This window comes from Photobacterium damselae (assembly GCF_003026815.1).
Classification (GTDB): Bacteria; Pseudomonadota; Gammaproteobacteria; order Enterobacterales; family Vibrionaceae; genus Photobacterium; species Photobacterium damselae.
Genome location: NZ_PYOG01000001.1, coordinates 384073 through 398895 on the forward strand (window position 1 = coordinate 384073; position 14823 = coordinate 398895).

Below are 14823 nucleotides of genomic sequence, written 5' to 3' on the forward strand. Positions count from 1 at the left end.
CCATACATTCACATGAGGAATTACTTGGTAGGAAAAAGTGCGATACGGCAGATAACAGGCAAAAAAAAACCATACCCGATGGTATGGTTAGAAATTTACGCGGAAAGCAATCTACGTAAGATAAATAAGTCAATTAACGTAAAGCCAATTGCAAATCAGGAAAATCCTGATAGGAGAAAGTAAAGTCAGCCTTCAAAAGGAAGTTGTCATCTTGCTCAACAGACGGATAACTAACAACAAAACAATAAAGTCTTGCTATCAATCAGTGCCATCAGATGACGTGGACTAATATAACCCTTATGAGAATTCAGAATTTGAACCAGATCAATTTTAATGCTGATTAATCGAGATTTGGCACAAATAATTCGAGATTTTGTCTATAACTAATGTCTTTAGCCAAATTTTGTTGCTAAAAACGACATCATAGTGGGCAACATGATGATCAAAAAATTTTTTGGAAAGAAAAAACCAGATGCCTCGGTCTCTTTAGATATGAATAGACAAAGACGATACGAAGCTCTGGTTAGAGCCTGGCATCGAGACCTGTATCGTTATGCTTACTGGTTGTGTAAGGATCCTCATATTGCCGAAGATCTAGTACAAGAGACCTGTTTACGAGCATGGCGATCCCTTGATAGCCTTCAAGATGATAATGCAGCGAAGTCATGGCTCATCACCATTCTTCGTCGTGAAAACGCACGCCGCTTTGAACGTAAGCAATTTGAAACCGTTGATATTGACGACCATCACATTGCCGATGAACAAAGCAGCAGTGATGGTGATTATCAACAGCAACAACTGCATTCCATGATTATGAACCTCGCCCCCGAGTATCGCGAGCCATTAGTTTTACAAGTTATGGCAGGATTTAGCGGAGAAGAAATTGCGGAAATTTTGGGGCTTAATAAAAATACGGTTATGACTCGCTTATTTCGAGCGCGTAACCAATTAAAAGAACAACTTGACGATAACAACCAAGTAAGAGGACAAAAAAATGGACGATCTTGAATTTCGACGTCGTCTCTTTGCCGACCCGAATGATGACGATCCCAAATTACAAGCAAGTAAAAATGCATCGGTGACCAACAGAAAACTTGCTAACGATCTTATCAACTTGGATGCTCAATTAAAGCAAGCAATGGATGTTGATGTACCTGACGATCTTGCAGAGAAAATTCTGTTTAAGCAAGCAGGACAACCTTCCGTAAAATCCGATCGGCGCAGATGGTATCCAGCATTGGCTGCATCGGTTGCTTTAGTAGTAGGAATATTTATTGGTCGTTACGATATAACCCCTATTGCTCCTGCTCAAGCTGAAAACCTTGCACAAATAGCCATTAAGCATGTGGATAACGAAGCCCCCTTTATTAGGCATGTAGATGAAGGTGTCGCACTACAGCAAGTTAACGCAAAACTATCGCCTTTTGGTAATACGTTTAAAGCGCTACCTGGTCATATCTATTATGTTAACCATTGTGGTTTTGGCACAATGCATGCACTACATATGGTGATGCAAACGGAAGTAGGTAAAGTGACCGTATTTATTGTGCCAGAGACTTCTGCTGAACTTGAAACCTACAGCAATAGCCAAGTTGAAACGGTGGTAATGCCAATTCATGAAGCAAGCTTAGTGATTGTTGGTGATACTGGACAAAACCTAATGCCAGTTGCTGATAGTATTCGTGCCGACTTACAGCAAAGTATTTAACAGCGAATAAGTTAAAAGCACAGTTACTTAAGATAACAACTTAATAATGAGCCTAATACATACCGTTTTATAGTTAACGATGTGGTTAGGCTTTTATTTTATCACACAAAACTCACCAGAAAATTTATCTTAACAGGTCAAAATATTGACTTTATGCACTTTATGTCAATAAAAATAAATAGGTTAAGATTCTAAAATGGTGATAAATCCACCGTAAATACCCTCCACAAATACTGAGTAAGTATTCTAAAATCTACTGTTCTCACATTTCCTAACTTATTGAATAAATTTTAATACTGGTCTGATTTGTTAACCCCAATACCCAGCCTAAAATTGCTGCGACTTATCAAAAAATAGATAAGCATAAAAATAATTAGGAATATAAAAAATGAATAAGAAGCGTCTGTTTACAAAAACTCTCGTTGCAGCAGCAGTAACGATTGCATCACAACAAGCAATGGCAGCAGGTTTTCAGCTAAATGCCCAATCAGCAACTGGTCTAGGCCGAGCATTCGCTGGTGACGGTGTGATTGCAGATAACGCATCAACAATGGCAAAAAACCCAGCATCAATGGCTCTTTTCGATGCGCCAGCACTTTCTCTTGGTGTGATTGCGATTGATACTGATGTAAAAGTTAAAAATGCGACGTACACATCACCATTTGGTACTAATGCTCTTCCTGATGAGCAAATTGGTGGTACTAGCTTTGCGCCGAATATCTACTATATTCACCCTCTTAATGAGAAATGGACTGTTGGTGCAGGTCTTTACTCTAATTTCGGTACGAAAACTGAATTTAGCGATAAATATGCAGCCAATGCTTTTGGCGGTTTAACTGACGTTAAAAGTGTCAACCTAGCATTGAGTGCGGCTTTCCGTGTTAATGAACATTGGAGTCTTGGTGGTGGTTTAGATGTTATTTATGGTAGCGGTAAACTAGAGCGCTACCTTCCTGAAACTAAAGTTCCAGTAGTTGATATTACTATTCCACGTAAAGATCTATTAAATATCGATGCAGATGGTGTAGCTCTAGGCTTTAATCTAGGTACAGTATACGAGCTTAATGAAGACAACCGTTTTGGCCTTTCTTACCGTTATAGCCCAACCCTAGATGCTAAAGGCGATATGTCTTATATTGGCGCAGATATCACAAATCATAAGCTTAAAATGCCACTACCAGATATGGCAGAATTCTCTGGCTTCAACAAGCTAAATGATAAATTTGCTGTTCACTATAGCATTCAGTGGATCCGTTGGAGTGAGTTTGATGTTCTTGAAACAAGCGGTGGTGTAAACCTAAATAACTATGAGTGGCAAGACGGCTGGCACTACTCTATCGGTGGTACATACTACCTAAACGACACTTGGACATTACGTGCAGGTTATATGCATGATACAAGTGCTCAAGATAAGCGTACATCAATTTCAGTACCAGACTCAGCTCGTAACTGGTTCTCTGGCGGCTTCAGCTACCACTTAGATCCAAAATCAAGCATTGATGTGGGTGTAACTTACCTTGTTGGTGAAGATGTTAAAGCAACAGAATCAAATCCTCTAGGTTTAGGTGTTGATGCAACCACTCGTGCTAACGCATGGTTATACGGTATTCAGTACAATCGCTCATTCTAATTTCAGCGAACAACTTACGATAAATTAACAAAGGGAGCACCTCGCTCCCTTTTCAATATTCGCTCAATAATTTCATATATTTACACCTACCTTTTTCATCCCCCTCAGAAAAACAAGATCTAGATCACACTCACTTAGCTTACAGATCGTCGCCGAAAACAGCATATTCTGGTACAGGTGTACGCTGAAAACAGATCAGACCAGACTATTTTGATTAATATTTACCAGATATAAAACCAGAAAACCAAAATAAACCAGATTTTAATTCTTTTTTCATATTTCTTTACAAATAAAACTTAAAGCACAGGAACTTATACGTATGATTCACAGCAATAAATTTGAGCGAACAAATATAAATAAGAAGCATGAATAAGCAAAAAATCACATTATCTTTAGCAGCAGCGGTTGCACTTGGTTTAACATCAAATGCAATGGCAGCAGGTTTCCAGTTAGCAGAATATTCAGCAACCGGCCTTGGTCGTGCATTTGCTGGTGAAGCGGCAATGGCGGATAACGCAAGTACTCAGTTCCGTAACCCTGCTATGCTGACTTACCTAGAAGGCACTCAGATTTCGACAGGTGCTATCTATGTTGATCCAAACATTGATGTTAACGGTAATCTGCAATTAAATGGCCATACCATTGACTCAACTTCTGCAAATAATATTGCTAATAGTGCTGTCGTTCCTAATTTCTACTTCTCTCGCCCTTTGAACGATAAATTCACGCTAGGTTTAGCTGTTGGTACTCATTTTGGTATGCGTACAGACCTTGGTACAAATTTCACAGGCTCTATGTTTGGTAACCAAGCAGAAGTACACACTGTTGAAATCAACCCGAACCTAGCTTACAAGATCAACGAGCAATTCAGTGTTGGTGCTGGTGTTCGTTACGTGATCGGTAAAGGTCACTTTGGTGCAGCACTGCCAAGTTCTCTTCCAAAAGCGTTTGCAGCTTATAATCCAATGTACTCACCTCTTGCTGGTAAAAACCTTAAGTATATGGAAGGTGATGACAGTTCATGGGGTTGGCAAGCAGGTGCTGCATGGCAGATTAACCCAGCAAACCGTATCGGTGTAAGCTACCATTCTGCGGTTAAGTTAGATCTAACAGGTCATGCTTCTGGTGCTGCGTTTGATCTTAAAGCGGGTCAACGTGGTGGTTCATATGCAGGCTCTCTACCACTTGAGCTTCCAGCTTCAGCAGAAATTGCCAGTTTCCACCAAATCACTGATGCTCTTGCGATTCATGCAAGTGTAAACTGGACTGATTGGAGCGCTTTTGAAAAACTAGAAGCAAATATTCCAAGTATTGGCGGCCAAACACCAATCAAACAAGAGAACTGGAAAGATAACTACCGTTTTGCTATTGGTACGACTTATCAGCTAAACAGCAAGGTAACTCTACGTTCTGGTATCGCTTACGATACAGCAGCAGTAAATGATGCCAACCGTACTCAAACAATCCCAGAAACGGATCGTACTTGGTATAGCATCGGTGCAGGCTATAAGTGGTCTGAAAACCTAACATTTGATGCAGGTCTAACTTACATCCATGCGAAGAAAGCGCACCTAAACGAAAATGAACCAGATCTAGACCATCTAATTGGTAACATCATGCCAGGTGCAAGCCTATCATTTGATGGCAACACATCAGGTGATGTATGGCTTGCAGGTGTTCAGGCAAGCTATAAGTTCTAAGAGTTAGAACCTAGATAGTATAAAGGCCGCAATTATACATAGCGGCCTTTTTCATACTTCATTTTCAATAAATTGATTAATTAATGAGATTAATCACTATCAATTTCATCTAAATAGCTATCATCAAATTGCGCTTCTTTCTCAACGGTTGCTTTACCATCCGATGCGAGGAAGTCTTTATATTGAATATAAGCATCACGAGTAAAGATATAAGGATCCGGAGAGTTCTTAAGCAGAGCTTCTTGTTTCACTAGAGCTGCACGATCTTCCATCCCTTCTAAAGCCCATTTCGCTAATCCCTGCCAGAAATTTAAATAGCTCAGCATAGGATATAGATCATCTACTAGATCCGTTGTTTCACGTAATGTTGTTGGGCCATAGCCAGGCACCATAAAATATGGACCATTACCCAAGCCATAATAACCAGTGGTATCACTGAAAGAGCGATCACCTGGATTATTAATATCTGCTAATGAAGCAATATCAAAAATACCCGCTAAACCAAAGATACTGTTAATCCAGAAACGGTTAAAATGAGCAAGAGCCGCTTTTGGATTTTGCATCAATAAACTGTTGACCATACTCGCTGGTTCATCAAGGTTTGCCAGAAAATGGGAAATACCAGAACGAATAGGCGTTGGAACATAATCGACATAAGCAAGAGAAACTGGACGCACTAAATAAGGATCTAAATAGTCGTAGTTGATATCCCACATAACACGGTTAAAGCTTTGGAATGGATCATACACATCCATTGCTTGTTCTGCTGCTGTGTCCGTTTCTATATGATCAATTGTATTGGTTGAAACCGCTGTATCAGTTTGGTCTGGTGTATCTGCACACCCACTAAGACCAACAACAACCAGAGCTGGGAAAATAAACGTCTTTTTCAAAATAAAATCCATAAACAAAGCAGACTAAATAATGATATCCACCCTGCTCTATCAATTCCAGACATTCACTTGAAAAAGATTTTTTCAAAAAACTATCTATTCAAATATCGCAATAAGTGGTTATGGCAATCTATAAATTAAATCACTAATTACTCAATCCTTTATTATTTGATCAATAAGTATCATACAATTAATTATAGAAGACAGCGTGAGTATATAAAAAAATAGGCCAAATACCAGAGTATTTAGCCTATTTAATTTATCTAGTGTGTATAAGAAATATTAATATTGCTTATCAATAGTCATTTCAGTCGAGCCACCAAGAGGGACTAAAACACTTTCACCATAGTAGTCACCTTGCTTACTCATCACATCACCATCACTGTCGATACGTGCTTTAATGATCATATCTGGTAAATCCGAAAGCTTCGAAGTTGGCATCATATTATCCTTATCGTCCAGTGTTAATGTTAGAGGAAACTTAGTATCTAACGGTAAACGACGGGCAGCAATTGGCATTGGAGCACCTGATGCATTATGTACAGAAACCATAATCATGCCCTGCTTTGGCATTTTTACGTTTGGACCAAGATTAATGGTCACACGCACACTTTTATCTGCTGCAACATCATTTTTCTTAGCTTGCGCTTCTTCTTTGGCAACCGTTGTTGTTGGAGCAACAGCTGCTTTATTTAGCATAGCTTGTGCACGAGAAATACTGCGATCTAGCATGGCAACACGAGATTCATCAGAACCAGAAAGGGCCTTCATCATAGACCAATAAGAAATCGCTTGTTCATACTCTTTATGTTCAAAAGCATCAAACGCCAATAGTGACATTGCTGTCATATTGGTATGATCTTGCTTAATAACATGACGTAAAAGCTGACGAGCATAATCAACCGATCCTGGATTGCCATTATCGATCAGCATTAATGTTTGCGCATAACCCAGCTGATATTCGGTATTGTTTGGATCCAAGTCATAAGCACGTTTCATCGCTGATTTTGCCGTATCGGCATCACGATTAGACATTGCAATACGACCCAATAAATACCAGCCTTGGGCATCATTTGGATGATCATGGAGACGAGTACGAAGACCCAAAGTTAGATCCGACATATCTTGATCGGATAATGGTTCACCTGCTTGCTCAGACATTAAACGCTGTGTTAGCTCAGGTAAACGATCAATAGTGTTATGCCAAGCTTCTACTTTTTGGATGCCGCCTAACGCAAAGTACATACCGTAGCTAATACCGACCAGCAAGATAAAACCTGGTAGCAACATGGCTAAGCTAACTTTGCTCTTTTTCTCTTCTTCTTGGGCTGGAATATCATCTAAAAGTGATTGCTGAAGCTCAGCCACAAGTTCTTGCTGATCTTCAACCAAACCTTCTTCTGCTTCATGAGCCAGTTCATCAACACGCTCTTTATAAAATGCTTTATTGAGCTCATCACGGTTAGCAACATCATCAACTTCTTTGTGCGATAACATTGGGTAAACGAAAATAGCACCACAGAATAGAACAATTACCGCGGTTAATAGCCAAAACAGTATCATTTGTTCACCTTAGTATTATTGTTCTTATCTGTATCTGATGGCTGATCCATATCACTTAAAATCGCCTTCAAACGCGCTTCTTCTTCCGCATCTAGTGTGTCGCTATTCTCAGTAGCCAGTTTGCTATTTTTACGAGAACGAATCACTAGAACAGTAAAGCCAATAATTACGAACAGTAAAGGACCTGCCCATAAAATGATGGTTGATGCCATTACAGGTGGATCATAGGTTACAAAATTACCGTAACGAGCAATCATATAATCAATGATCTCTTTCTCGCTTTTACCCTGTTGCAGCATTTCGTACACTTTACGACGCATATCTTGAGCAAGCGTTGCATTTGAGTCAGCAATATCGTTGTTTTGACATTTAGGGCAACGTAGCGTTGAAGTCAGCTCTTGAAACTGCTTTTCTTGCTCATTGTTTTTAAAGTCATACACATCGATAGAGGCTAAAGCCGGAAGTGCAATAGTTAATGCCATAACAGCACTAAGCAGCACTTTCCATCCACGTTTTATCATCCTTTAGCTTCCTCTTTCATCTTGTCATAGATAGGCTTGAGGGTCTCATTCCAGTTAGTCGCATTAACATCACCAACGTGGCGATAGCGGATAATGCCGTTACCATCAATTAGGAAGGTTTCAGGTGCACCATATACCCCCAAATCCATGCCTAACATACCGGTATTATCATAAAGTGTATGAACGTATGGATTACCTAATTGGGTTAACCAATCAATGGCTTTTGCTCGATCATCTTTATAGTTAAGACCAATAATTTTAACCCCTTGCTTAGCAAGCTGATTTAGATATTGGTGTTCGGCATAACAGGTAGGACACCATGTCGCCCAAACATTGAGCAATAACGGCTGACCTTTAAAGATAGTCTGCTCGTACTCTTTACCCGGCTCAAAGATATCTTCTAGCTTAAAGGTAGGCACTGGCTTACCGACCAGGACTGACTCCAATTTTGTTGGATCATCACCATCGGCATTGCGCAGTAGCTGCACCATAAACATCGCCACTAAAGCTAAAAAGATAACAAGTGGGATAAATAAAAACTTCTTATTCATTCGGCCATCTCCTAGCGCTTAGATTCAGTAATTTGTGCTTTTTTGCGAAAACGGTAACGCTTATCACTGATCGCAAAGACACCACCAATTGCCATTAGTAATGCGCCAAACCACATCCAGTTTACAAATGGCTTGTAGTAAATACGAACGGCCCAAGCACCATCACCTAGTTTTTCACCCATCGCAACATAGAGGTCACGCGTAATGCCACTATCAATTGCCGCTTCTGTCATCATAGAACCTGCAACCGTGTAGATGCGCTTTTCTGCATGAAGTGTTGTTACCATGATATTGTTTTTACTGATCTTAAAGTCAGCAACATAACCATCATAGTTAGGACCATCTGCATCACGAAGACCTGCAAAGTAGAAATCGTAGCCCTTCACATTCACGCTTTGACCTGGTGCTAGACGAACATCACGCTCTAGATCGTAATTTGAAACCAGTGTAATACCGATAATCGATATCGCTAGACCAATATGACCAAAGACCATTGCCCAGTGGCTACGACCTAGCTTACCTAAACCTTCAATTAAGCTATGACGGTGAGTTGCACGCTCATACAATTCAAAACCATGCAAAATCACAATCCAAGCAGCCATCCACATGCCCAGTACCGCTAGCGGCTCAACTGTGCTTGCAAACAGATAAATTGAACCAAAGGCAAAAATAACAGATGCAATTGCAGAGATAATAAGTGGCTTTTTGATCTTAGAAATATTATCACGTTTCCAGCGAACCAGAGGACCAATACCCAGAACAAAAGCAAATGGCACCATTAACCATGTAAACAACGTATTGAAGAACGGTTCACCAATTGAAACAGAACCTAGACCTAACTGCTTGTGTACCAGCGGTAATAAAGTACCGATAAGAACCACAAGTAAACCAGTAACTAATAGGATGTTGTTGGCAAATAGCATGTTTTCACGAGAGAACAGACTATAGTTACCGCGCGAACGAATTTGTGCACCTCGTAGAGCATACAGCAGTAATGAACCACCGATAACCACAACAAGGAAACCAAGAATAAACATACCGCGAGAAGGATCTGAGGCAAATGCGTGCACAGAAACCAAAACGCCAGAACGAACAAGGAAAGTACCCAGTAAGCTTAAAGAGAATGCAGCAATAGCAAGCAAAACTGTCCACGCTTTAAATGTGCCGCGCTTTTCTGTTACCGACAGTGAGTGCATTAGTGCGGTGCCTGCCAACCAAGGCATGAAAGAGGCATTTTCTACTGGATCCCAGAACCACCAGCCGCCCCAACCTAGTTCGTAGTATGCCCACCAAGAACCAAGTGCGATACCAAGAGTTAAGAATGACCATGCAGCAATAGTCCAAGGACGAGACCAGCGAGCCCATGCCGTATCCAAGCGACCTGTCATCAGTGAAGCAATAGCGAAAGCAAAAGCAACAGAGAAGCCAACATAACCCATGTACAACATAGGTGGGTGGATAATCAAACCCGGATCTTGAAGCAGAGGATTAAGATCGCGGCCTTGAACAGGGAAGAAAGGCAGTGTACGTAAAAATGGGTTTGAAGTTAGGATGATGAACAGTAGGAAACCTACAGAAATCATACCCATAACAGCAAGTACACGAGATACCGACTCTAACGGCATACCTTTACTTAAACGAGCAACCGCAGCCGCCCATGCAGATTGGATAAATACCCATAACAGTAAAGAGCCTTCATGGGAGCCCCATACTGCCGTAATACGGTAATACCATGGCAGTAAACTGGTTGAGTTACTTGCAACATAGGTTACGGTAAAGTCATTGCTATAAAATGACCAGCACAGTGAAACAAAGGAGCCGAGCAGCATCAAAAATACGCCATAGGTCAAAGGACGAGCCATGCGCATCATTGCTTGGTTACCGACAGAGGCACCATAGAGTGGGTAAATGCTGACTAGGGCGGATAACCCTAGTGCAGCGATAAGAGCAAACAGCCCTAATTCAGGGATCATGTATTACTTACCTTGTAGTTGTTCTTCGGTGTATTGAAGACGTGTGTGATTCTTCTTCATTGCATCAGCAACTTCAGGTGGCATGTAGTTTTCATCGTGTTTAGCCAGTACTTCACTTGCTTGCACGGTTGTAGGGTTAACTAACACACCTTGAGCCACAATACCCTGCCCTTCACGGAAAAGATCAGGCAAGATACCATCATAGATAACCGTTACTTTCGGACCAACATCTTCCACTTCAAAGCTGACTTTTAATGACTCAGGATCGCGTTTAAGAGACCCTTTCACCACCATACCACCAATGCGTAAATGTTGACCCACTTCTGGTTTGGTACCATCTGGTTTACCGTTAACTAATTCAGTTGGAGTATAGAACAGATCCATATTTTGATTTAGGGCATACAACATCAGACCAACTGTTGCGCTTAAACCAATTAGAATCGCTATAACAATCGTTAGACGCTTCTTACGTCTTGGGTTCATAGAGTATTCTCCAATTTTTTCGCTTTCTTAATGCGTTCTTCACGAGCCATTTTGTTTTTAATATCGGCCAGTAAACGACGTTTTTTTCGCAAGCTTGAAACTAAAATCCACAGCAACGCTAATAGTGAAATACCATAGCCACTCCATACGTAGCCTGCATACCCACCCATAGCGAGAAAATCACTAAACGAATCAAAATGCATAATTACCTCACTTCACCAATTCACGAACCCAAGGGCGATGGCTTTCACGTAATAGGATCTCATTACGCAAACTGATCATTGTGACCACACAAAAGAAAAACGCGTAGCCAAAGATATTAAGAAGCAGAGGCCACAACATATCGGTGCTCATAGAGGGTTTAGCGAATTTAGTAATAGTTGCACCTTGGTGTAGAGTGTTCCACCACTCCACCGAGAAATGGATAATTGGAATATTGATCACCCCAACAATCGCCAGTAAGCCCGCAGCCTTTGCCGCTGTCTTATGGTCATCAAATGCGTTATAAAGCGCAATAACACCTAGGTATAAGAAAAGAAGAATTAGCTCAGAAGTGAGGCGAGCATCCCAAACCCACCAAGTTCCCCACATCGGCTTACCCCAGACCGCACCGGTAAATAATGCGATAAAAGTAAATACCGCACCAACTGGAGCCATTGCGGCAGCGGCCATATCAGATAGACGAATTTGCCATACTAAGCCAATAAAAGCAGCAATCGCCATCGACACATAAGCCCCCATAGACCAAATAGCGGCGGGAACATGCCAATAGATCAGACGGAAACTATCACCTTGTTGGTAATCGGTTGGCGCAAACATTAAGCCCCAAATGGTACCAACTAAGATTAATGAGAAGGCTAACACAGAGAACCAAGGCAACAATGTACCGCATAGCTGGTAGCATCGTTCAGGTTTTGCGTAGGGATGTAACCACTTCCACATAATGTACTCTACCCAAATTGATGGTTATAAATTAATTGTTATAAAACGTATTCTAATGACCGAGTTACTGTAACCATAATTTCACTATGGTTTATATCAGGATAAAACCTCAACTCGCTCACCATAATCATTGAATTGACTAGCGCTGAATTGCACATTTATCCTTAAGCCAAAACAGCAAAAGCTCAGATACTATTTATTCTAGTCTCTGAGCTTCAGTCATCGTCAATTCACACTAATTCGAAGTGATGCTGCAATAGCAAACGGAGCCATGGTAGCCGAACCCACTAGCATTGCTCCCATTAATGCTAACTGTCCGTTATAAGCCATACCAAGGCTGGCGGCATCAATCGCTGAAGTTGCAAATATAAGCACAGGTATATAAAGCGGTAATATGAGCAAGCTCAATAAAACCCCACCTTTTCGCAAACCAACAGTTAAAGCGACACCAATGGCTCCAACAAAACTTAATGTTGGTGTACCAAGTAATAGCGTCAGTACCACCGCAAGCCAAGTCGACCAATCAAAAGACAATAAAATCGCAAGCAGTGGACTAATAATAATTAAGGGTAAGCCCGTTAGTAGCCAGTGAGCGATCACTTTGGCAAAGGCCAACACAGGCAAAGGGGTCGGCATCAACATCATTTGCTCTAATGAACCATCGGCAAAATCATCACGAAACAGTCGTTCCATCGATAAAAGTGCCGCTAATAGTGCCGCCACCCAAACAATACCGGGAGCAATACGAGCTAGTAATTTTGGCTCTGGTCCTACCGCTAGTGGGAAAAGAGTAATAACAATAATGAAAAACCAAAGCGGGTTAAAGACATCAGCCTGACGACGAAATGCAATCAACAATTCACGACGGATCACTTGAGTTATCGAAGTCAGCATAATTATTGTCCTAACTTAATCTTACGTAAGTGGTCACTATCGGTGAACATATCTTGGTGAGTTGTTAGCAGCACCATACCACCACGTTGGGCATGGGCTAAAAACAGATTCTCTAACACTTTGACACCTTGTTTATCAATGGCAGTTAAAGGCTCATCTAATACCCAAAGTTTGTGATTGCTCAACCATAAACGAGCTAAAGCGACTCGACGTTGCTGACCTGCAGATAATTGTCCAGCTAACACATCTTCACGACCGGCTAAACCAACGTGCGCCAATGCATCCCACAAGGCTTCTTCTCCAGTTACCCGAGGAGATCCTTGTAACTCACTATCGTATTCCCATGGATGCATCGCTTGGAAAAACGCTAAATTTTCATAAGCACTGAGTTCTTTTTTAACCCCAGTGCTGTGGCCTAAAAACAGCAAATCGTGATGATAATCTTCACGAGCTGTAACAATATCTTCGCCTTTCCAACGTACAACACCGTGATCAGCTCGACCTAACCCTGCAATGATTCGTAATAATGTTGTTTTACCTGCGCCGTTATGTCCTTCGATCTGCACCAATTCACCAGATGAAATCGTAAAGTTAAGGTGTTCAAACAGCATCCGCTCATCACGAATACAGGCTAAGTCTTCAATAGACAGCATAATATGTAGAAGATCCTTGGTGTTACACACAAGCGAACATCTTACCACATCCCCCTAAGATTAGGTTAGACAAGCAAAAACATGCCACCAAAACTCAGTAAGAAAATGTAAATAAAATGTATGAAATATTATCTATCCAATCGCTCTAAACTAACAGCACCCTGCTTGGATCCTAGATTTAAGCGATGACAGTGATTGTTCATTCTTATCAGAGATAGTGGCACGTTTATATATGACTACTAATGATAAAACAAGACGATAATTCCTATTGGTTTAATAGGGATATCCAAATACGTAATTTAACGGGGAATAAAGTGAAAATTATCCCTTTAATCATAAAGTAATCATTAAAGGGATAACTGAATAGGTAGGATTAAGAGCGACGTTTTTGGCTGCGAGTCTGCTGTAAGCGCATAAGCAATTCGGCTTCCGCTTTAGGTAAGTCGCATTCGCGCATTAATTCGTGCAGATCAGCACCAAGTTCTGCCATTCTACTGGCTCTAGAATACAAACGACCATCGGCATCTTGCATGCTCAGGTCAATTTGTCGATCAGAAACCACTTCCAGTTGACGGTTTAGATCCATCATTTTCTGGCTCATACCCATAGTACCGGCACGTAATTCATTCAATTGTTTAGATAAACTCTCGTTTTGTTGGCGAGAATTTTTTAATACCGTTTCGATTGCAGCAAATTTTGTTTCGTAACTTGCTCGTAATTGGCGCTCTTTACGCCATGCCACCATAGCAAAAATAAAAGCCAAACCAGCAACAGAAAGCGGTAACCATTGAAGAATTACATTAAGCATTATAGATACGCCATTTCGTCCCATTCATCGTCAGATAATAATTTATTCAAGTCGACTAAAATCAACAAATTACCATCACGATTACATACACCTTGAATAAACTTCGCACTCTCTTCAGTACCCACACTCGGCGTACTGTCGATTTCAGAACTACGAAGATAAACAACTTCTGCAACGCTGTCGACTAAAATACCAATCACTTGCTTTTCTGCTTCGATAATCACAATACGAGTGTTATCAGAAATATCGCCAGGCATTAAACCAAAGCGAGAGCGAGTGTCAATCACAGTCACAACGTTACCGCGAAGGTTAATAATACCTAAAACATAATCAGGAGCACCAGGTACAGGCGCAATTTCGGAGTAACGTAACACTTCACGCACTTGCATTACGTTAATACCATAGGTTTCATCTTCTAATTGAAATGTAACCCATTGCAATACTTGGTCTCGATTATCGTCTTGTTGAATTTCCGCTACATTTAGCTGTGACATTTTTTATCCT

At 40.9% G+C, this 14823-nt stretch carries 16 protein-coding genes; 4 read left to right on the forward strand and 12 right to left on the reverse strand.

Annotated features, from left to right (window positions below; genetic code table 11):
• The first annotated feature begins 438 nt into the window (after positions 1–438).
• The 4 genes from CTN07_RS01715 to CTN07_RS01730 all read left to right on the forward strand — a co-directional run bounded on the left by CTN07_RS01715 (position 439) and on the right by CTN07_RS01730 (position 5038).
• On the forward strand, positions 439–1008 hold the full coding sequence (locus tag CTN07_RS01715) for a sigma-70 family RNA polymerase sigma factor (RefSeq protein ID WP_005300345.1): 570 nt from the start codon (positions 439–441) through the stop codon (positions 1006–1008).
• Positions 995–1708, forward strand: a complete 714-nt coding sequence (locus CTN07_RS01720) for a DUF3379 family protein (RefSeq protein WP_005300349.1) — start codon at positions 995–997, stop codon at positions 1706–1708. The genes CTN07_RS01715 and CTN07_RS01720 overlap by 14 nt, the downstream gene beginning before the upstream one ends.
• Positions 1709–2096: 388 nt before the next feature.
• On the forward strand, positions 2097–3338 hold the full coding sequence (locus tag CTN07_RS01725) for an outer membrane protein transport protein (RefSeq protein WP_005300351.1): 1242 nt from the start codon (positions 2097–2099) through the stop codon (positions 3336–3338).
• A gap of 365 nt (positions 3339–3703) precedes the next feature.
• Positions 3704–5038 carry an outer membrane protein transport protein gene (locus tag CTN07_RS01730; protein ID WP_005300355.1) on the forward strand — a complete coding sequence of 445 codons (1335 nt, stop codon included), beginning with the start codon at positions 3704–3706 and terminating at the stop codon, positions 5036–5038.
• Positions 5039–5127: 89 nt separating this feature from the next.
• Here CTN07_RS01730 and CTN07_RS01735 read toward each other — a convergent pair whose 3' ends face one another.
• The 12 genes from CTN07_RS01735 to CTN07_RS01790 form a co-directional block, all read right to left on the reverse strand.
• Positions 5128–5931, reverse strand: a complete 804-nt coding sequence (locus tag CTN07_RS01735) for an MlaA family lipoprotein (protein WP_005300358.1) — start codon at positions 5929–5931, stop codon at positions 5128–5130.
• 282 nt (positions 5932–6213) lie between these two features.
• The gene (gene ccmI / locus CTN07_RS01740) at positions 6214–7494 is read right to left on the reverse strand and encodes a c-type cytochrome biogenesis protein CcmI (protein WP_005300362.1); all 1281 of its coding nucleotides are present in this window, start codon (positions 7492–7494) and stop codon (positions 6214–6216) included.
• Complete coding sequence (locus CTN07_RS01745; RefSeq protein ID WP_036764218.1) at positions 7491–8015, reverse strand: cytochrome c-type biogenesis protein; 525 nt, start codon at positions 8013–8015, stop codon at positions 7491–7493. The genes ccmI and CTN07_RS01745 overlap by 4 nt, the downstream gene beginning before the upstream one ends.
• Complete coding sequence (locus tag CTN07_RS01750; protein ID WP_005300370.1) at positions 8012–8566, reverse strand: DsbE family thiol:disulfide interchange protein; 555 nt, start codon at positions 8564–8566, stop codon at positions 8012–8014. Before CTN07_RS01750 ends, CTN07_RS01745 begins: the two co-directional genes overlap by 4 nt.
• Before the next feature lie 11 nt (positions 8567–8577).
• A complete protein-coding gene (locus CTN07_RS01755; RefSeq protein WP_036764220.1) occupies positions 8578–10539 on the reverse strand; it encodes a heme lyase CcmF/NrfE family subunit in 1962 nt (653 codons plus the stop codon).
• A gap of 3 nt (positions 10540–10542) precedes the next feature.
• Complete coding sequence (ccmE, locus tag CTN07_RS01760; protein ID WP_005300374.1) at positions 10543–11022, reverse strand: cytochrome c maturation protein CcmE; 480 nt, start codon at positions 11020–11022, stop codon at positions 10543–10545.
• Entirely contained in the window at positions 11019–11225 is a 207-nt protein-coding gene (gene ccmD, locus CTN07_RS01765; protein ID WP_036764222.1) for a heme exporter protein CcmD, read from the reverse strand. The genes ccmE and ccmD overlap by 4 nt, the downstream gene beginning before the upstream one ends.
• 7 nt (positions 11226–11232) lie before the next feature.
• Positions 11233–11964 carry a heme ABC transporter permease gene (locus tag CTN07_RS01770; RefSeq protein WP_005300377.1) on the reverse strand — a complete coding sequence of 244 codons (732 nt, stop codon included), beginning with the start codon at positions 11962–11964 and terminating at the stop codon, positions 11233–11235.
• A 225-nt stretch (positions 11965–12189) separates the two neighbouring features.
• The gene (gene ccmB, locus CTN07_RS01775) at positions 12190–12858 is read right to left on the reverse strand and encodes a heme exporter protein CcmB (RefSeq protein WP_005300379.1); all 669 of its coding nucleotides are present in this window, start codon (positions 12856–12858) and stop codon (positions 12190–12192) included.
• Positions 12859–12860: 2 nt separating this feature from the next.
• A complete protein-coding gene (gene ccmA, locus CTN07_RS01780) occupies positions 12861–13511 on the reverse strand; it encodes a cytochrome c biogenesis heme-transporting ATPase CcmA (protein ID WP_005300381.1) in 651 nt (216 codons plus the stop codon).
• Positions 13512–13884: 373 nt separating this feature from the next.
• Positions 13885–14319, reverse strand: coding sequence for a DUF2802 domain-containing protein (locus tag CTN07_RS01785; RefSeq protein WP_036764224.1), 435 nt, complete (start codon positions 14317–14319; stop codon positions 13885–13887).
• Positions 14319–14813: a chemotaxis protein CheW gene (locus tag CTN07_RS01790; RefSeq protein WP_036764226.1), complete on the reverse strand. Its 495-nt coding sequence runs from the start codon at positions 14811–14813 to the stop codon at positions 14319–14321. The genes CTN07_RS01785 and CTN07_RS01790 overlap by 1 nt, the downstream gene beginning before the upstream one ends.
• Positions 14814–14823: the final 10 nt, after the last annotated feature.

Excerpts from the sequence above, each read along its gene's own strand:
- CTN07_RS01715 (WP_005300345.1), top strand. The coding sequence starts at position 439 with ATGATCAAAAAATTTTTTGGAAAGAAAAAACCAGATGCCTCGGTCTCT.
- CTN07_RS01720 (WP_005300349.1), top strand. The coding sequence starts at position 995 with ATGGACGATCTTGAATTTCGACGTCGTCTCTTTGCCGACCCGAATGAT.
- CTN07_RS01725 (WP_005300351.1), top strand. The coding sequence starts at position 2,097 with ATGAATAAGAAGCGTCTGTTTACAAAAACTCTCGTTGCAGCAGCAGTA.
- CTN07_RS01730 (WP_005300355.1), top strand. The coding sequence starts at position 3,704 with ATGAATAAGCAAAAAATCACATTATCTTTAGCAGCAGCGGTTGCACTT.
- ccmI (WP_005300362.1), bottom strand. The coding sequence starts at position 7,494 with ATGATACTGTTTTGGCTATTAACCGCGGTAATTGTTCTATTCTGTGGT.
- CTN07_RS01745 (WP_036764218.1), bottom strand. The coding sequence starts at position 8,015 with ATGATAAAACGTGGATGGAAAGTGCTGCTTAGTGCTGTTATGGCATTA.
- CTN07_RS01750 (WP_005300370.1), bottom strand. The coding sequence starts at position 8,566 with ATGAATAAGAAGTTTTTATTTATCCCACTTGTTATCTTTTTAGCTTTA.
- CTN07_RS01755 (WP_036764220.1), bottom strand. The coding sequence starts at position 10,539 with ATGATCCCTGAATTAGGGCTGTTTGCTCTTATCGCTGCACTAGGGTTA.
- ccmE (WP_005300374.1), bottom strand. The coding sequence starts at position 11,022 with ATGAACCCAAGACGTAAGAAGCGTCTAACGATTGTTATAGCGATTCTA.
- ccmD (WP_036764222.1), bottom strand. The coding sequence starts at position 11,225 with ATGCATTTTGATTCGTTTAGTGATTTTCTCGCTATGGGTGGGTATGCA.
- CTN07_RS01770 (WP_005300377.1), bottom strand. The coding sequence starts at position 11,964 with ATGTGGAAGTGGTTACATCCCTACGCAAAACCTGAACGATGCTACCAG.
- ccmB (WP_005300379.1), bottom strand. The coding sequence starts at position 12,858 with ATGCTGACTTCGATAACTCAAGTGATCCGTCGTGAATTGTTGATTGCA.
- ccmA (WP_005300381.1), bottom strand. The coding sequence starts at position 13,511 with ATGCTGTCTATTGAAGACTTAGCCTGTATTCGTGATGAGCGGATGCTG.
- CTN07_RS01785 (WP_036764224.1), bottom strand. The coding sequence starts at position 14,319 with ATGCTTAATGTAATTCTTCAATGGTTACCGCTTTCTGTTGCTGGTTTG.
- CTN07_RS01790 (WP_036764226.1), bottom strand. The coding sequence starts at position 14,813 with ATGTCACAGCTAAATGTAGCGGAAATTCAACAAGACGATAATCGAGAC.